Origin of the sequence: Paraburkholderia sp. BCC1884, from assembly GCF_900996225.1 — a bacterium.
Taxonomy (GTDB): Bacteria; Pseudomonadota; Gammaproteobacteria; order Burkholderiales; family Burkholderiaceae; genus Paraburkholderia.
In genome coordinates this window covers 717396-734478 of the sequence record NZ_CAAJGL010000090.1, presented here as the reverse complement: position 1 = coordinate 734478, position 17083 = coordinate 717396, and the positions used below count along the sequence as shown (strand labels likewise).

The window sequence follows — 17083 nt, the reverse complement described above, 5'->3', positions numbered from 1 at the left end:
GTGGTTTGGCGCGGCCTGATAAAGAAAAACCCCGCCTTGCGAGCGGGGTTTTTGATCGATTCGGCGAGTCCGGCCGATTTAAAACGGAATGTCGTCGTCCATTTCATCGAAGCCGCCGCCAGCCGGCGCGCTCGGACGGCTAGCACCACCGCCGCCACCGCCGGCATTGCCGCCACGCGAACCGCCACCCGACACTGCGCGACCACCGCCACCGCCGCCGCCGCTACGTTCCGACGGCTCGCCACGGCTATAGCCGCCTTCGTCGCCACCGCCGCCCATCGCGCCGCCGCGGCCACCCAGCATTTGCATCTGCTCGGCGACGATTTCCGTCGAGTAACGGTCGGTGCCGTCCTGCGCTTGCCACTTACGGGTCCGGATGCGCCCTTCCAGATACACCGACGAGCCCTTCTTCAGATACTCGGAGACGATTTCCGCGAGGCGGCCGAAGAACGACACGCGGTGCCATTCGGTGGCTTCCTTCATTTCGCCGGACGCCTTGTCCTTGTACCGATCCGTCGTTGCAAGGCGGATGTTCGCCACTGCGTCGCCGCTCGGAAGATAACGGACTTCCGGATCGGCTCCGAGATTGCCGACGAGAATGACCTTGTTCACGGATGCCATGAGTTTCTCCTGTTGATTCCGTTGCGGGCGGCGCGGCACTACACGGTTCGCGTCTCAGGGCCTGCGGGCCCGAGACCGGAACTGCGCCTCTGCCCGCCGCCGGGTGAGTTCTGGGTGAGTTCGGGATGCGCCGTATTACGCTTTGCGCGGCGGCGGTTTCATCTTTGCGGCGATTATAAGCCAGCACAAGACCAGCCCCGAGCAGGTAAAAAACACCGTGCTCTGACCATCCACTTTCAGCAGCCAGCCGCCGACCACGCCGCCCAAGGCGAGCCCGATCGATTGCGTGGTGTTGTACACGCCGGCCGCCGCGCCTTTGCGGGTGCCGGGCGCCAGTTTCGACACCAGCGAAGGCTGCGACGCCTCGAGAATATTGAAGCCGAGGAAGTACACGAAAAGGATCGCCGCCACACTCAGAATCGTATGCGGAGCGACGCCCAATAACAACTGTCCGATCAGGATAAGACCGATCGCCGAGAGCAGCACGATCTTCATCTTGCCGCGCTTTTCGGCGGCGATGATCGCGGGCACCATCATCACGAACGAAAGGCCCATCACCGGCAAATAGACTTTCCAGTGCGACGCGACCGGCAGGCCACCGGCTTCGAGAATGCGCGGCACGACGAGGAACAACGCGGTTTGCGTCGCGTGCAGGACCAGCACGCCGAAGTTCAGGCGCAACAGTTCGACGTTGTGCAGCACTTCGGCGAACGGTGCGCGCACATGCACCGGCTTGGGCGCATCGGGCACGATCCACAGCACCACGCCCACGGCCACGATCGAGAAGATGCCGACCAGCGTGAACAGACCGCTCATGCCGACCCATTGGAACACGATCGGCGCACCGACGATCGCCACCGCGAACGACACGCCGATACTGGCGCCGACCATTGCCATGGCCTTGGTGCGATGCTCTTCCGATGTCAGGTCGGCGATGAACGCGATCACCGCGGACGACACCGCGCCCATCCCCTGAATCACCCGGCCGACGATGATCCACGTCATGTCGTGCGCACCCGCCGCGACGAAGCTGCCGAGCGCGAAGATCAGCAGCCCCGTCGCAATGACCGGCTTGCGGCCGATTTTGTCGGAGACCCAGCCGTAGAAGATGTAGAGCATGGACTGCGTCACGCCGTACGCGCCGAGCGCGATGCCGACCAGCAACACGTTGTCGCCGCCCGGAATGGTCTTCGCGTAGATCGAGAAGACCGGCATGATCATGAAGAGACCGAGCATGCGCAGCGCGAAGATGGCGGCGAGCGACACGGTCGCACGCATTTCAGGCGCGCTCATGCGTGAGGATGTAGCGGACGGATTGGACATCGGGAGCGTTCTTTGAATGAGCTGGGCGGCGCACCGGGCGCGGCCACCCCGGCGGGATAGCCACCACCGGGCGGCTTGCCGCGGAACGACGGGAAGCTCGCGGCGCGGCACGCAGCCGACGGCCTGGCAAGCACTCCCGCTGGCGCCTCGCGGTGCCTTGTACTTGCAGGAAACGGCCCCAGTTAGACCCCTTCCCCGCAGTGCTGAACCGCTGCCTTACAGCTCGCCTCAACGCCTCTTCAGGCTGTCAGGAAGCCGTAACGGCGGTCTTGAAAAGTCGTTATAGTAGCAGGTTTAGCCTCTTCCTCTTTCCGCCAGTTCATGGAATAAATCCGTGGAACAAATCCGCATTCGTGGGGCTCGCACCCACAACCTGAAGAACGTCAACCTCGACTTACCCCGTCACAAGCTCGTCGTCATTACGGGCCTTTCCGGCTCGGGAAAATCGTCGCTGGCGTTCGACACGCTGTACGCGGAAGGCCAGCGGCGCTACGTCGAAAGCCTGTCGGCCTACGCGCGCCAGTTCCTGCAATTGATGGAAAAGCCGGATGTCGATCTGATCGAAGGGCTTTCTCCGGCAATCTCGATCGAGCAGAAGGCGACCTCGCACAATCCGCGCTCGACGGTCGGCACCGTCACCGAGATTCACGACTACCTGCGACTATTATTCGCACGCGTCGGCACGCCTTACTGTCCCGATCACGAGATTCCGCTGGAAGCGCTGAGCGTGTCGCAGATGGTCGACGCCGCGCTCGCGATGCCGGAAGAGACGAAGCTGATGATCCTCGCGCCGGTCGTGGCCGACCGTAAAGGCGAGCACGTCGAACTGTTCGAGGAGATGCAGGCGCAGGGCTTCATCCGTTTCCGCGTGCGCTCGGGCGGCGGCACCGCCAACGAGGGCGTCGCGAAGATCTATGAAGTCGACTCGCTGCCGAAGCTTAAGAAGAACGACAAGCACACGATCGACGTGGTGGTCGATCGTCTGAAAGTGCGCCCGGACATGAAGCAGCGCCTTGCCGAATCATTCGAAACGGCACTGCGTCTCGCCGACGGCCGCGCCATCGCGCTCGAAATGGACACGGACAAGGAGAAACTCTTCAGCTCCAAATTCGCCTGCCCGATCTGTTCGTATTCGCTGCAGGAACTCGAGCCGCGCCTGTTCTCGTTCAACAACCCGATGGGCGCCTGCCCGGAATGCGACGGCCTTGGCCAGATCACCTTCTTCGATCCGAAGCGGGTGGTCGCGCATCCGTCGCTGTCGCTCGCGGCGGGCGCGGTGAAGGGCTGGGACCGGCGCAACCAGTTCTACTTCCAGATGCTGCAAAGTCTCGCGGCATTCTATGAGTTCGACATCGACACGGCGGTCGAAGACCTGCCGGAGAAAGTCCGCAAGATCCTGCTGTTCGGTTCGGGCAAGCAGGAGATTCCGTTTTCCTACATGAACGAACGCGGCCGCACTTCCGTGCGCGAGCATGTGTTCGAAGGGATCATCCCGAATCTGGAGCGGCGCTATCGCGAGACCGACTCGGTCGCGGTGCGCGAGGAGCTCGCCAAGTATCAGAACAACCAGCCCTGCCCCGCGTGTGCCGGCACGCGGCTGCGCCGCGAAGCGCGCTTCGTGCGGATCGGCGCGGATAGCGACGCGCGCGGCATCTTCGAAATCAGCGGCTGGCCGTTGCGCGACGCGCTCGGGTATTTCCAGACACTGCGACTCGAAGGCTCGAAGCGCGAGATCGCCGATAAGGTGGTGAAGGAAATCGTCGCGCGGTTGATGTTCCTGAATAACGTCGGGCTCGATTACCTGTCGCTCGAACGCAGCGCGGAAACGCTGTCGGGCGGCGAGGCGCAACGGATTCGTCTCGCTTCGCAGATCGGCTCAGGTCTCACCGGCGTGATGTACGTGCTGGACGAACCGTCGATCGGCCTGCATCAACGCGACAACGACCGGCTCATCGCCACGCTCAAGCATCTGCGCGATCTCGGCAACTCGGTGATCGTCGTCGAACACGACGAGGACATGATCCGCATGGCCGACTACGTGGTCGACATGGGCCCGGGCGCGGGCGAGCACGGCGGCATGGTGATCGCCGAAGGCACGCCCAAACAGGTGCAGGCGAATCCGGCCTCGATGACCGGGCAATACATGTCCGGCGCGCTCAACATCGAGTTCCCCGACGAGCGCAAGGCGCCGGACGAGCGGCGTCTGCGTATCGTCGAGGCGTACGGCAACAACCTGCAGCACGTCACGCTCGATCTGCCGGTGGGACTGCTCACCTGCGTGACCGGCGTGTCCGGTTCGGGCAAGTCCACGCTGATCAACGACACGCTGTATCACGCGGTCTCGCAACATCTGTACGGCTCGGCGGCCGAGCCGGCGCCGCACGAGTCGATCGAAGGCCTCGAGCATTTCGACAAGGTCATCAACGTCGACCAGTCGCCGATCGGCCGCACGCCGCGTTCGAACCCGGCTACCTACACGGGCCTTTTCACGCCGATCCGCGAACTGTTCGCGGGCGTACCGGCCGCCAAGGAACGCGGTTACGATCCGGGCCGCTTCTCGTTTAACGTGAAGGGCGGGCGCTGCGAATCCTGCCAGGGCGACGGCGTGCTGAAGGTCGAGATGCACTTTTTGCCGGACGTGTACGTGCCGTGCGACGTCTGTCACGGCAAGCGCTACAACCGCGAAACGCTCGACGTTCAATACAAAGGCAAGAACATCAGCGAAGTGCTGGATTTGACGGTGGAAAACGCGTACGAGTTTTTCAAGCCCGTTCCGGTCGTGGCGCGCAAGCTGAAAACCCTGCTGGACGTGGGTTTGGGTTACATCCGGCTGGGTCAGTCGGCCACCACGTTGTCGGGCGGCGAGGCACAGCGGGTCAAACTATCGCTGGAACTGAGTAAGCGCGATACGGGTCGCACTCTATACATTCTCGACGAGCCGACCACCGGTCTGCACTTTCACGACATCGCGCTACTGCTGGAGGTGATCCATCGTTTGCGGGACCAGGGTAATACCGTCGTGATCATCGAGCATAATCTCGATGTAATTAAGACTGCGGACTGGGTCATCGATCTTGGCCCGGAAGGCGGAGCAGGCGGCGGTCAGATCATTGCTCAAGGCACGCCGGAACAAGTGGCGAAGTCGAAAGCAAGTTTTACCGGAAAGTATCTGGCGCCTTTGTTGAAACGCGCGGCCAGCAAAAAGTAACGCAGCACAACACGGGTTGGAGACGGAATAAGCCATGGCCAAGCGGAATCAGGCGCGCGACGACGGGCAAGTGCAGGAAATACGCCCACGCCCGGTCAGGCTGACTAGCGACATGAGCCTACCGAAGCTGTCGGCAGTCGAAATCGGCAGTTATCTGGTCATGTTGCTCGGCATGTGGGCAGTCATCGAACTGCGGTTGCTCGGCGCGTTGCTCGCCGGGCTGCTGGTGTTCCAGCTGGTTCACCTGATCGCGCCGCGCATCGAGCGTCACATGTCGAGCAAGCGGGCACGCTGGCTGGCGGTGGTGATCCTCTCGGTCGTGATCGTGGGCGCCTTGACGGGGATTACGCTCGGCATCATCGGCCATTTCGAGAACGATGTGCCGAGCGTGCAGAGTCTGCTCGACCAGGCCATGCAACTGGTCGACGAAGCGCGCGGCCGGATTCCGCAATTCATCGCGAAGTATCTGCCGGTGGATACGGAACAGATGAAAACCCGCGCCGCCGAGTTGATGCAGACGCACGCCAACATGCTCCAGCAAAGCGGCAAGACGGTGGCGCGCGGCTTCACGCATATTCTGATCGGCATGATCATCGGCGCAATCATCGCGGTCGGGGCGCAGAAGCATATGCAGCGGCTGCCGCTGTCCACCGCCTTTGTCACGCGCGTGACCCGTTTCGCCGACGCCTTTCGCCGCATCGTGTTCGCCCAGGTCAAGATTTCGGCGATCAACGCCGTCTTCACCGGCATCTTCCTGCTGCTCTTCCTGCCGATGTTCCACGACCGCTTGCCGCTGTCGAAGACGCTGGTGCTGGTGACCTTCATCCTCGGCTTGCTGCCGGTGATCGGCAATCTGATGTCGAACACGATCATCGTCGCCGTGGCGTTGTCGGTGAGCTTTCCGGCGGCGGTGATGTCGCTCGTGTTCCTGATCCTGATCCACAAGCTCGAGTACTTCCTGAACGCGCGCATCGTCGGCGGACAGATCGAGGCGCGCGCGTGGGAGTTGCTAGTCGCGATGCTCGTCATGGAGGCCGCGTTCGGCATTCCTGGCGTAGTCGCTGCGCCGATTTTCTACGCTTATATCAAGCGTGAACTGATTTATCTGCGGCTGGTTTGAGGCTGCGACGGCGTACACGGGTCGCCGCGACATTGACCGGCATGTAGCCGCCGCGTCGAGATTAAGCGACGCGACCTGAACCCCGCCGGGCGTAAATCTACGCAATATCGAGAACTTGGTAAGTGCGGCCTGCTCGCGCCCCACTTACGAGAAACTTGCAGCCGCTGGCACGATTCCTTAAGATGCGAATAATTCCCATTCGCTCTTCTTTGTCGTGACCCTTCACCCGATGTCCCGCTGCGTCCCGGCAACTCGCCCATGAGGCGCCAATTCGTTCGTCTGCACCGCTGGTTCGGGGTCGCCACGGCGCTATTCCTGTTCGTCTCCGGCCTTACGGGGGCGATCATTGCGTGGGACCACGAGCTCGACGCCGCGCTGAACCCGTCGTTCTTCAACGCGCACACCGGCGGCCCCGCGTTGTCGGGGCTAGAACTGGCGCGCCGGGTCGAGGCCGCCGATCCGCGTCTGCAGGTGACCTATCTGCCGCTCGCCGCCGAGCCCGGCCGTACGTTGCAGATGATGGTGCTGCCGCGCATCGATCCCGCCACCAAACAACCCTACCCGCTCGACTTCACCCAGATCGCCGTCGATCCTGCCACCGGCGAGATTCAGGGGCGCCGCGAATGGGGCGCCGTCTCGCTCGCGCGGCTCGATCTGATTCCGTTCATCTACAAGCTGCACTACACGCTGCAATTGCCGTTCACCGGCGGCATCGATATCGGCACGTGGCTGATGGGGACCGTGGGGATCATCTGGCTGTTCGACAGCATGATCGCGCTCTGGCTGTCGTTTCCGAGTTTCAAGGCGTGGCGCAAGTCGTTCGCCTTTCGTCTCGGGCGCGGCGGTTATGCGCTCACCTTCGACCTGCATCGTTCAGGCGGCGTCTGGATCTGGGGCCTGCTGACGATCGTTGCGCTGACCTCGATCTCGATGAACCTGTCGGGGCCGGTCGTGCGACCCGTCGTGTCGCTGTTCTCGAAGTTCACGCCGGACCCGCTCAACAATCCGGAAATATTGCGCGCGGCTCAGCCGGGCGATCAGGTGTTGAGCCGCGAGCGCATCGTGCAACTGGCTGAAGAAGCGGGTAAAGCGCAGAACCTGAAAGTCGGGCCGGGCGGCATCTATTACGCCGAATTCCTGCATGCGTACGGCGTGGGCTTCTACGCCACCGGCAACGATCACGGCGACATCGGCCTGGGGAACCCGTGGATGTACTGGGACGCCGCAACCGGCAAGCTGCTCGGCAAACAGATTCCGGGCAAGGGCTCGGCGGCCGACATCTTCATGCAGGTGCAATTCCCCTTGCACTCGGGCCGCATCCTCGGTCTGGGCGGACGGATTCTGATCAGCGCGGTCGGCATCGCCGTCGCCATATTGAGCGCGACCGGGCTGCTGATCTGGCTGAAAAAACTGAACGCGCGTCGACGTTCGGCACGCAATGCGAACGAGGCACGCGACGCCGGCACGTCCACCGCGCGGTCGTAAACGAAAAAGCGCCGGAAAATTCCGGCGCTTTTTTTTGCAGCGAATGATGCGGCACACGCGCGTCAAACCACGCGAGCGCGTCGACCACGTTTAACGAAACACCACCGTCTTGCTGCCGTTCAACACGACGCGATGCTCGACATGCCACTTCACCGCACGCGCCAGCGTCACGCATTCGACATCGCGGCCGATCGCCGTCAATTGCTCCGGCGTCATGCTGTGATCGACCCGCTCCACTTCCTGCTCGATGATCGGACCTTCGTCGAGATCCGTCGTCACGTAGTGCGCGGTCGCGCCGATCAGCTTCACGCCGCGGTCGAACGCCTGGTAGTACGGCTTCGCACCCTTGAAGCTCGGCAGGAACGAGTGATGAATGTTGATCGCGCGGCCCGCCAGCGCTTCGCACAGCTTCGGCGACAGAATCTGCATGTAGCGCGCGAGCACCACCAGATCGACTTGATGCTCCTCGATCACTTCGAGCACGCGCGCTTCCTGCGCGGCCTTCGCGTCGGGCGTGGCGCCCATCAGCGGAAAGTGATGGAACGGAATGTCGTAGCTCGCGGCGAGTTGATAAAACTCCTTGTGATTCGAGATGATGGCCGCGATCTCGATACCCAACTGACCGGTGCGATAACGGAACAGCAGATCGTTCAGGCAGTGACCGATCTTCGACACCATGATCACCACGCGCGGCTTCACCGACGCATCGTGCAATTCCCAGCGCATGCCGAACTGCTCGGCAAGCGTGGCAAACGATGTGCGCAACGCATCCAGCCCCGGATCGCCGCCGACCTGCTGGAAATGCACGCGCATGAAGAACTCGCCGGTGCGGCTGTCGCCGAACTGCGCCGAGTCGAGAATATTGCTGCCACGCTCGAACAGGAAACCGGACACCGCATGGACGATGCCGGGCCGGTCGGCGCACGACAGTTTGAGGATAAAGCTGTGATCGGTCGACATGACCTGGGTAACTCCCTTCTTCAATGCGTGGTTTATTCGTTACGTGGCGCTCGACGCCGGCCGCCCGAACACGCGGGTCGCGCCACGCGCCTGCACGACGCGTGAGTGCCTATCTTACGCAAGCGACGGCGGCACAAACAGCGCGTCGATCCCCGCGCAGGCTTCTTCGTCGATCCAGCGGCGGCGCAGCAGGCAATCCAGCGTGGCGAGACTCGCGTCCACCGTCATCGCGCCTTCCTCGATCCAGCGTGCCACTTCGTCGATGCGCGCGAGCCGGTGCTCACCCACTTCGCCGTCCTGATTGCGCGGCGCGAAATCGGCCGGCAACGCGAGGTCGTAGATGAAAATCTGTTCGGCCTGCGTGCCTTCCGGCAACGATTGCAGCACATGTGCCGTACGCCCCGCGACCGCGCGCGCGGCGATCTCCTCGGGTATGCCGGCTTCTTCCCAGCACTCCTTGACGATCGTCGCTTCGACGCCGAAACCCCAGCCGATGCCACCCGCAACAACGTTGTCGAGCATGCCTGGGTCGGTGGCCTTGGTGTCGCTGCGACGCGCGATCCACAACTGCGGCGCGCCCTTGGAGGCAGCGCTATGCGCATATTCTACGACGCCGTTCAGATGCACCGCGTAGGTCATCGTGCCGAAGAAGCGCGACGCCGCGCGTTCGATATACGCGAGCGGCGGCGCATCGAAGGCATTGCGGATCGCGTAGGTCTCGTTGCGCCAACCGGGAATGCGGCCCTCGGCGTCCAGCGCACCGATCACGGAGCCGAGCGCCGCGCTGCGCAGATCGACGGTGTCGAACGTGGGCGCAAGCGTCACGCGTGCGTGATCGATAGCGAACACATCGGGCCAGCGCGCCAGCAAAGGCACATCGCTCGAACGGATCCAGCCGACCTGCTGCGCGTCGATCCAGAAGGGCAGATGCGCGTGCCGGTCGAAACGGCGTGCGGCGATGAGGCAAGGCAAACTCATTCAAGGCTCCAAACTTGTTCTTCGTTCAGGCAATCGCTGTAGGTAGTTGCGGCCGGTCGTCGCTGCAAGCAGTCGCTGCGGTTACTCGCCGCGGATACTCGCAGCCAGTCAGCAGCGGCTCGCCTCAATCGCGCAACGCGACCTTGATTCCAATCGCGATGAAAGTCGCGCCCGCCAGCCGGTCGAGCCACACGCCCGCACGCGGCCGGCGCTTCAACCAGCCGCCGATGACTCCCGCGCACACACCGAACAGCGAAAACACCACCAGCGTCTGCAACATGAACAGCACGCCGAGTTCGAGCATCTGCACCGTGACGCTTTGCGTGCCCTGCGGCTTCACGAACTGCGGCAGGAACACGACGAAGAACAAGGTCACCTTCGGGTTCAGCAGATTGCCGACCACGCTCTGGCGAAATACCGTCATGAGCGGTTGCGGCGGCCGCTCGTGCGCGGTGGCGAGACCCTTGCTGCGAATCGCCTTGATGCCGATCCAGACCAGATACGCCGCGCCCGCCAGCTTGACGACCTCGAACGCAACCGGCGACGAGCGCAGCAACGCGGCTACACCGAGCGCCGCCAGCGTGGTGTGAAACGTGATGCCGGCCGCGAAGCCAAGCGCGGCAACGAGCCCCGCCGCACGTCCCTGCGAGATGCCGCGCGCGAGCACTTGCAGATTGTCCGGGCCAGGCGCCAGCGTGATGGTGATCGAAGTGGCGAGGAACAGCAGAAAGTTGGGCATCGTCCGTACCTTCTTCAGGTCATCCGGGTCATGCGGCAGAAACGTTCTCGGCAGCGAGCCGCCAAACCACGCTTAATGGCCGCCGAATCCCGTCACGGTGTAAAGCGGCAGGCCGCTATCACGCAGCAACTTCGAGCCGCCGAGTTCGGGCAAATCGATAATGGCCGCGCCCTCCACCACCACCGCGCCGAGGCGCTCCAGCAGAATCTTGCCGGCCATCATGGTGCCGCCCGTCGCGATCAGATCGTCGATGATGATGACCCGGTCGTCGGGCTTGCAGGCGTCCGCGTGAATCTCGACCGTCGCGGTGCCGTATTCGAGTTCGTACGATTGCGAGACCCGCTTGAACGGCAGCTTGCCCGCTTTGCGAATCGGAATGAAACCGAGGTTCAGCTCGTACGCGAGAATCGGCCCGATGATGAAACCGCGCGCGTCGAGCCCGGCAATGTAGTCGAGCTTCTGGTCGATATAGCGCTGCACGAACAGGTCGATCAGCACGCGCAGCGATTTCGGCTCCTGCAGGAGCGGCGTGATATCGCGAAACTGCACACCCGGCTGCGGCCAGTCGGGCACCGTGCGAATGTGGCTTTTGATGTAGTCGGCCGCATCGAGCGGCGCGCTCGAGAGCGCGTGGGACATGATGACTCCGGATGGACCTCGACAGGTCCGATGAAAGGCTGAATCAGACGCGGCCCGTTCGGACCGCGCTACGCCGCTCCGTGCGCGCACGGATCATGCCGCGGCGGCGCCCGCGCGGCGGTGCTTCGAAAGCCGCTCTTCGGCTTGCGCAAGCTGCTCGGGCAGACCGCGCAACACCACGATATCGCTCGCGCGCAGCTTGGTGGACGGATCGGGTTCGACGCCGCGAATGCCGTGCCGGCGAATCGCCGTCACTTCCACACCCAGCTCGAACAGACCCAGCTCGGCGAGCGTGCGACCCACCGCATCCGCATTTTCGTCCACGGGCACCGATTGTAGCCGCACCTGTTCGTGGCCGTCGTCGTCGTCCACGTCGTCGGCGCCGTGGAAATAGCCGCGCAGCAGCGCATAGCGTTCGTCGCGCATCTCTTCGACCCGGCGCACCACGCGGCGCATCGGCACGCCCATCACCACCAGCGTGTGCGAGGCCAGCATCAGACTGCCCTCGACGATCTCCGGAATCACTTCGGTGGCGCCGGCGGCGAGCAGCTTTTCCAGATCGGCGTCGTCGACGGTACGGACGATCACCGGCAGCGTCGGCTCCAGTTCGTGAATGTTGTGCAGCACGCGCAAGGCCGACGGTGTGTTCGCATAGGTGATCGCGATCGCGGCCGCGCGATGGATACCGGCGGCCAGCAACGACTCGCGCCGCCCGGCATCGCCGAACACGACTGATTCACCCGCAGCGGCGGCCGCCGCGACGCGATCGGGGTCCAGATCCAGGGCCACGTACGACAAACCTTCGTGCTCCAGCATGCGCGCCAGATTCTGTCCGGCCCGGCCGTAACCGCAGATGATCACGTGGCCGCTCTGCTTCAGGCTTTGCGTGGCGATGCGCGTCATCTGCAAGGACTGCATCATCCATTCCGTCGACGACAGACGCAGCACGATCCGGTCCGCGTTCTGAATCAGGAAAGGCGCGGCCAGCATCGAGAGCAGCATGGCCGCGAGAATCGCCTGCAGCAGCGTGGCGTCGACGAGATGTTTGTCGAGAATCAGGTTCAGCAGCACGAAGCCGAACTCGCCCGCCTGAGCGAGACCGATACCCGTGCGCATCGCGACGCCCGGCGACGCGCCGAACAGCCGCGACAGGCCCGTAATCATCACCGCCTTCAGCAGGATCGGCCCGATCAGGAAGCCGAGCACGATCAGCGGATGATCCCAGATCACGCGCGGATTGAGCTGCATGCCGGTGGTGATGAAGAAGAGCCCGAGCAGCACGTCGCGAAACGGCTTGATGTCCTCTTCCACCTGATGCCGGTACGGCGTCTCGGCGATCAACATGCCGGCGATGAACGCGCCGAGCGCGAGCGACAAACCGAACTTGTCCGTGATGAAGGCCGCGCCGAGCGTCACCAGCAACAGATTGAGAATGAACAGTTCCTGCGAACGGCGTCGCGCCACGACGTTGAACCAGCGCGTCATGAAGCGCTGCCCGACGATCAGCAGCAGCGCCAACGCCACCACGATCTTGATGGCGGCTACGCCGAGCGCACTGACTAGGTCTTCCGAGTTGCCGCCCAACGCCGAGATGACGATCAACAGCGGCACCACCGCCAGATCCTGGAACAGCAGCACGCCGAAAATATTGCGGCCATGCTCCGTCTCGATCTCGAGCCGCTCCGCCAGCATCTTGCTGACGATGGCCGTCGACGACATGGCGAGCGCGCCGCCCAATGCCACGCTCGCCTGCCACTTGATGTGCACCCAGCGTTCCAGCGCGAAGCCGAGCGTGACCGCCACCGCGATCGTGCCGATCACCTGCAGCAGACCGAGCCCGAACACCAACCGGCGCATCGAGCGCAGCTTGGCGAGCGAAAACTCCAACCCAATCGAAAACATCAGGAACACCACGCCGAACTCGGCGAGGTTCTGCGCGCCCACCGAGTCGGGCACGAGGCCGAGCGCGTGCGGACCGACGACGAGGCCGACCGACAGATAGCCCAGCATCGGGGGAAGATTCAGAAAGCGGAAGATCACTACGCCCACCACTGACGCCAGCAGCAGGAACAGCGTCATTTCGAGGGGGGAAATCATCGGCTAAAACGCATCGGTAAAGCGTCCTCGTTCGTCAGCGGAACCGCGCACGCAAAACGCCGTGCGACAAGGTTGAGGGGCCGGTGAAGGCAGCGGCTTGGGACAGCAGGCCCGGCGCGGCGAACAAGCGCCTTTGCTATACTCCGCGAATGATAGCGAAAATCAATGGCGACCGGGCACTCGCGCTCGCTCGCGACGTGCTCGACATCGAAGCGGACGCCGTGCGCGCGCTTCGCGATCAACTCGACGAAGGCTTCGTCGGGGCGATCGACTTCATCATGGGTTGCCGTGGGCGCGTGGTCGTTTCCGGCATCGGCAAATCCGGCCACGTGGCCCGCAAGCTCGCGGCCACGCTCGCCAGCACCGGCACACCGGCGTTCTTCGTGCATCCCGCGGAAGCCAGTCATGGCGACCTCGGCATGGTGACCGAGGACGACGTGTTCATCGCCCTCTCCAATTCCGGTGAAACCGAAGAACTCGTGGCGATCCTGCCGCTCATCAAGCGGCTCGGCGCGAAGCTGATTGCGATGACGGGACGCCCGTCGTCGAGTCTCGCACAACTGGCCGACGTGCACCTGAATTCCGCGGTATCGAAAGAAGCCTGTCCGATGAATCTCGCGCCCACCGCCAGCACCACCGCCGCGCTCGCGCTCGGCGACGCGCTCGCGGTTGCGGTGCTCGACGCGCGCGGCTTCGGCCGCGACGACTTCGCGCGCTCGCATCCGGGCGGCGCGCTCGGCCGGCGCCTGCTGACGTACGTGCGCGACGTCATGCGCACCGGCGACGAAGTCCCGAAGGTCACGCCCGAAGCGACGGTGCGCGACGCGTTGTTTCAACTCACCGCCAAGCGCATGGGCATGACCGCGATCGTCGATCAAGACGAGCGCGTCAGCGGCATCTTTACGGATGGCGACCTGCGCCGCGTGCTCGAACGCGACGGCGACTTCCGCGAATTGTCGATCGCCTCGGTGATGACCGCCGGTCCGCGCACCATCGGTCCGGATCAACTTGCTGTCGAAGCCGTGGAACTGATGGAGCGCCACCGCATCAATCAGATGCTGGTCGTCGATGAAGCGGGCAAGCTGATCGGCGCACTCAACATGCACGACCTGTTCTCGAAGAAGGTGATCTGATGGCCATCGCCCCGCTTACCGCTACCGAACGCGCCAGCCGCGTGAAGCTGATGATTTTCGACGTCGACGGCGTGCTGACCGACGGCGGTCTGCTGTTCACGGCGGAAGGCGACACGATGAAGGGCTTTCACTCGATGGACGGCCACGGCATGAAGCTGCTGCGTCAGGCCGGCATCGACACGGCCATCATCACCGGGCGCAAGTCGGGCATCGTGGCGGCGCGGGCGAAAGAAATGAACGTCACGCACGTGTATCAGGGCATTCAGGACAAACCGGCGGCATTCGCCGACCTGCTCGCGCAAACCGGCCTGAGCGCGGAAGAATGCGGCTATATGGGCGACGACTGGGTCGATCTCGCCGTGATGCTGAAGGTCGGCTTCGCGGCGGCGCCGGCCAATTCGCACCCGGAAGTCATCGCGCGCGCCCATTGGGTGAGCGAGGCGCGCGGCGGCCACGGTGCGGCCCGCGAAGTCGTCGACACCCTGTTGCGCGCGCAGCACAAATACGAAGCGCTGCTCGCGGCGGCCTGTAGCGGCGAACAGCGGGGCCTCGTCGGATGAACCAGTTTCGCCTGACTTCGCTGATTCCGCTGGTTGCGATGGCAGCGCTCGCCGGTATCACCTGGTGGCTGCTGCAAGCCACGCTGCCGCGCCAGAACGAAGGCGTGGTACGCCCCAAGGAACACACGCCGGACTATTTCGCCGACAACTTCTCGGTGTCGGAACTCGATCAATCGGGTTCGACGCAATATCGCCTGACCGCGCAGTCGCTGATTCATTATGAAGACGACGAGCTGAGCGATCTGGTCAAGCCGGCTATGCGCGCCTTCCAGCCCGGCAAACCGATCGTCACCGCGACCGGCGACACCGGCAAGGTGAACGGCGATGCCTCGATCGTCGATCTGTACGACAACGCGCGCATTTTGCGGGCGGCCGGTTACGGCGACCCGCAGATGCAAGCGGATTCGCAGCATTTTAGGGTGCTGGTCAACGACGATGTGATCGAGACCGAAAAGCCGGTTAAACTTCAGCGCGGCATGTCGGTGATGACTGCCAGCGGCATGAACTACAACAACGTCACCCGGGTGATGCAGCTGTTCGGCAACGTGAAGGGCGCAATCGCCGCCTCCGAAGCCGGTGGCAGCTCGCCCAAGTAACCCGGGTAATCCATTCCAGGCGTGACTGCATGAACGAATCGTTCCCCCGTTTTGATACCGGCCGCTCGCGCTCCCTGTCCGCGTGCCGCGCCGGACTCGCTGCACTGCTGGTCGCGTTGCCGCTTGCCGGCTTCGCGCCGCTTGCGCACGCGGACCGCGCCGACAAGGACAAGCCGCTGAACATCGAAGCGGACAACATGACTTACGACGACCTCAAGCAGGTCAACATCTTTACCGGCCACGTGGTCGCCACCAAAGGCACGATCGTGATCAAGGCCGATCGCGTGGAAGTGACGCAAGATCCGCAGGGCTATCAGTACGCCACCGGCACCTCGACCGGCGGCAACCTTTCGTACTTCCGCCAGAAGCGCGAAGGCCTCGATGAATACATCGAAGGCACGGCGATCCGTATCGACTACGACGGCAAGCAGGATCTGACCACCTTGACCACCAACGCTACGGTGAAGCGCCTGCAAGGCCTCTCTACGGTGATGGACCAGGTGCACGGCAGCGTCGTAACCTATGACGGCCAGAACGACTTCTATACGGCGAAATCCGGCAAGGACGTCGCCGGCCCGGGCAACCCGACCGGCCGCGTGCGCGCCATGCTGGCGCCGCGCAACGGCGGCGCTGCGCCGCTGAACGGCGCGTCGGCCACGCTCGCACCGTCCACCACGATCCAGGGAGCGCCGAACCAGTGAGCACCAGTACCTCCGCGTCCCTCCCCAATCGCAAGCCGGCCGGCACCAGCAGTTCGCTGGTCGTGCGCAATCTGAAGAAGCGCTACGGTTCGCGCACAGTCGTCAAAGACGTATCGCTCGACGTGAAGAGCGGCGAAGTAGTCGGTCTGCTCGGTCCGAACGGCGCCGGCAAGACCACTTCGTTCTACATGATCGTCGGCCTCGTGCCGCTCGACGCGGGTGAAATCGATCTGGACGGCAAGTCGATCAGCCTGCTGCCGATCCACAAGCGCGCCTCGCTCGGTTTGTCGTATCTGCCGCAGGAAGCCTCGGTGTTCCGCAAGCTGAGCGTCGAAGAAAATATTCGCGCGGTGCTCGAACTGCAACACGAAGACAACGGCAAGCGGCTCGACAAAGACACCATCACGAGCCGCACCGAAGCGCTGCTCGACGAACTGCAGATCGCGCACTTGCGTGCGAATCCGGCGCTGTCGCTGTCGGGCGGCGAACGTCGCCGGGTCGAAATTGCCCGTGCGTTGGCGACTAACCCCAGCTTCATTCTGCTCGACGAACCGTTCGCGGGCGTCGATCCGATCGCGGTGCTGGAAATCCAGAAGATCGTCAAATTTTTGAAGCAGCGCAATATCGGCGTGTTAATCACGGATCACAACGTACGTGAAACGCTCGGCATCTGCGATCACGCGTACATCATCAGCGACGGCAGCGTGCTGGCTGCGGGCGCGCCGAGTGACATCATCGAAAACGAAAGCGTGCGGCGCGTCTATCTGGGCGAGCATTTCCGCATGTAAGTGCCCAAGGGGAAACGCCGGCGGTGCGCACATGCATCCGCCGGTGCCCTTGCGGCAACGCACACCGCATTTTTTCTGGGCCGTTCGCGCCCAGCGCCGCTGAAAACGGGCGCACGCGTAATTGCGAATGTCGCA

Annotated in this window: 15 protein-coding genes; 8 read left to right on the top strand and 7 right to left on the bottom strand. The window is 63.4% G+C overall.

Annotation, left to right across the window (positions count from 1 at the left end; translation table 11 throughout):
• Window positions 1-78: 78 nt before the first annotated feature.
• Window positions 79-621, bottom strand: a complete 543-nt coding sequence (locus FQ705_RS22215; RefSeq protein ID WP_144144269.1) for a single-stranded DNA-binding protein — start codon at window positions 619-621, stop codon at window positions 79-81.
• A 135-nt stretch (window positions 622-756) separates the two neighbouring features.
• Window positions 757-1944 carry an MFS transporter gene (locus FQ705_RS22210; protein ID WP_186307939.1) on the bottom strand — a complete coding sequence of 396 codons (1188 nt, stop codon included), beginning with the start codon at window positions 1942-1944 and terminating at the stop codon, window positions 757-759.
• A 334-nt stretch (window positions 1945-2278) separates the two neighbouring features.
• Between FQ705_RS22210 and uvrA the strand changes: the two genes are divergently transcribed.
• The 3 genes from uvrA (at window position 2279) to FQ705_RS22195 (ending at window position 7757) form a co-directional block, all read left to right on the top strand.
• Window positions 2279-5152: an excinuclease ABC subunit UvrA gene (gene uvrA / locus FQ705_RS22205; RefSeq protein ID WP_144144267.1), complete on the top strand. Its 2874-nt coding sequence runs from the start codon at window positions 2279-2281 to the stop codon at window positions 5150-5152.
• A 34-nt stretch (window positions 5153-5186) separates the two neighbouring features.
• On the top strand, window positions 5187-6272 hold the full coding sequence (locus FQ705_RS22200) for an AI-2E family transporter (protein WP_144144265.1): 1086 nt from the start codon (window positions 5187-5189) through the stop codon (window positions 6270-6272).
• Between the two features lie 258 nt (window positions 6273-6530).
• On the top strand, window positions 6531-7757 hold the full coding sequence (locus tag FQ705_RS22195; protein WP_144144262.1) for a PepSY-associated TM helix domain-containing protein: 1227 nt from the start codon (window positions 6531-6533) through the stop codon (window positions 7755-7757).
• A gap of 90 nt (window positions 7758-7847) precedes the next feature.
• Here the strand turns inward: FQ705_RS22195 and purU are convergent, their stop codons facing one another.
• The 5 genes from purU to FQ705_RS22170 all read right to left on the bottom strand — a co-directional run bounded on the left by purU (window position 7848) and on the right by FQ705_RS22170 (window position 13170).
• Window positions 7848-8717, bottom strand: a complete 870-nt coding sequence (gene purU, locus FQ705_RS22190) for a formyltetrahydrofolate deformylase (protein WP_144144261.1) — start codon at window positions 8715-8717, stop codon at window positions 7848-7850.
• Between the two features lie 114 nt (window positions 8718-8831).
• Window positions 8832-9695, bottom strand: coding sequence for an NUDIX hydrolase (locus tag FQ705_RS22185; protein WP_144144259.1), 864 nt, complete (start codon window positions 9693-9695; stop codon window positions 8832-8834).
• Window positions 9696-9819: 124 nt separating this feature from the next.
• Entirely contained in the window at window positions 9820-10434 is a 615-nt protein-coding gene (locus tag FQ705_RS22180) for a LysE family translocator (protein ID WP_144144257.1), read from the bottom strand.
• Window positions 10435-10506: 72 nt separating this feature from the next.
• Entirely contained in the window at window positions 10507-11073 is a 567-nt protein-coding gene (locus FQ705_RS22175) for an adenine phosphoribosyltransferase (RefSeq protein WP_144144255.1), read from the bottom strand.
• A gap of 93 nt (window positions 11074-11166) precedes the next feature.
• Window positions 11167-13170, bottom strand: coding sequence for a monovalent cation:proton antiporter family protein (locus tag FQ705_RS22170; protein ID WP_144144253.1), 2004 nt, complete (start codon window positions 13168-13170; stop codon window positions 11167-11169).
• A 149-nt stretch (window positions 13171-13319) separates the two neighbouring features.
• Between FQ705_RS22170 and kdsD the strand changes: the two genes are divergently transcribed.
• The 5 genes from kdsD to lptB are packed head-to-tail and all read left to right on the top strand — an operon-like array spanning window position 13320 to window position 16948.
• A complete protein-coding gene (gene kdsD / locus FQ705_RS22165) occupies window positions 13320-14303 on the top strand; it encodes an arabinose 5-phosphate isomerase KdsD (protein ID WP_144144251.1) in 984 nt (327 codons plus the stop codon).
• Window positions 14303-14863 (top strand): KdsC family phosphatase, encoded by a 561-nt coding sequence (locus FQ705_RS22160; protein ID WP_144144249.1) that lies wholly within the window; start codon window positions 14303-14305, stop codon window positions 14861-14863. Before kdsD ends, FQ705_RS22160 begins: the two co-directional genes overlap by 1 nt.
• The gene (gene lptC, locus FQ705_RS22155) at window positions 14860-15459 is read left to right on the top strand and encodes an LPS export ABC transporter periplasmic protein LptC (protein ID WP_144144247.1); all 600 of its coding nucleotides are present in this window, start codon (window positions 14860-14862) and stop codon (window positions 15457-15459) included. Before FQ705_RS22160 ends, lptC begins: the two co-directional genes overlap by 4 nt.
• Before the next feature lie 29 nt (window positions 15460-15488).
• On the top strand, window positions 15489-16160 hold the full coding sequence (gene lptA / locus FQ705_RS22150) for a lipopolysaccharide transport periplasmic protein LptA (RefSeq protein WP_144144245.1): 672 nt from the start codon (window positions 15489-15491) through the stop codon (window positions 16158-16160).
• Complete coding sequence (gene lptB / locus FQ705_RS22145; RefSeq protein ID WP_144144243.1) at window positions 16157-16948, top strand: LPS export ABC transporter ATP-binding protein; 792 nt, start codon at window positions 16157-16159, stop codon at window positions 16946-16948. Before lptA ends, lptB begins: the two co-directional genes overlap by 4 nt.
• Window positions 16949-17083: the final 135 nt, after the last annotated feature.

Bases quoted from the DNA above. Each gene is read 5' to 3' on its own strand.
- FQ705_RS22215 (WP_144144269.1), bottom strand. From the start codon at position 621: ATGGCATCCGTGAACAAGGTCATTCTCGTCGGCAATCTCGGAGCCGAT.
- FQ705_RS22210 (WP_186307939.1), bottom strand. From the start codon at position 1,944: ATGTCCAATCCGTCCGCTACATCCTCACGCATGAGCGCGCCTGAAATG.
- FQ705_RS22200 (WP_144144265.1), top strand. From the start codon at position 5,187: ATGGCCAAGCGGAATCAGGCGCGCGACGACGGGCAAGTGCAGGAAATA.
- FQ705_RS22195 (WP_144144262.1), top strand. From the start codon at position 6,531: ATGAGGCGCCAATTCGTTCGTCTGCACCGCTGGTTCGGGGTCGCCACG.
- purU (WP_144144261.1), bottom strand. From the start codon at position 8,717: ATGTCGACCGATCACAGCTTTATCCTCAAACTGTCGTGCGCCGACCGG.
- FQ705_RS22185 (WP_144144259.1), bottom strand. From the start codon at position 9,695: ATGAGTTTGCCTTGCCTCATCGCCGCACGCCGTTTCGACCGGCACGCG.
- FQ705_RS22180 (WP_144144257.1), bottom strand. From the start codon at position 10,434: ATGCCCAACTTTCTGCTGTTCCTCGCCACTTCGATCACCATCACGCTG.
- FQ705_RS22175 (WP_144144255.1), bottom strand. From the start codon at position 11,073: ATGTCCCACGCGCTCTCGAGCGCGCCGCTCGATGCGGCCGACTACATC.
- FQ705_RS22170 (WP_144144253.1), bottom strand. From the start codon at position 13,170: ATGATTTCCCCCCTCGAAATGACGCTGTTCCTGCTGCTGGCGTCAGTG.
- kdsD (WP_144144251.1), top strand. From the start codon at position 13,320: ATGATAGCGAAAATCAATGGCGACCGGGCACTCGCGCTCGCTCGCGAC.
- FQ705_RS22160 (WP_144144249.1), top strand. From the start codon at position 14,303: ATGGCCATCGCCCCGCTTACCGCTACCGAACGCGCCAGCCGCGTGAAG.
- lptC (WP_144144247.1), top strand. From the start codon at position 14,860: ATGAACCAGTTTCGCCTGACTTCGCTGATTCCGCTGGTTGCGATGGCA.
- lptA (WP_144144245.1), top strand. From the start codon at position 15,489: ATGAACGAATCGTTCCCCCGTTTTGATACCGGCCGCTCGCGCTCCCTG.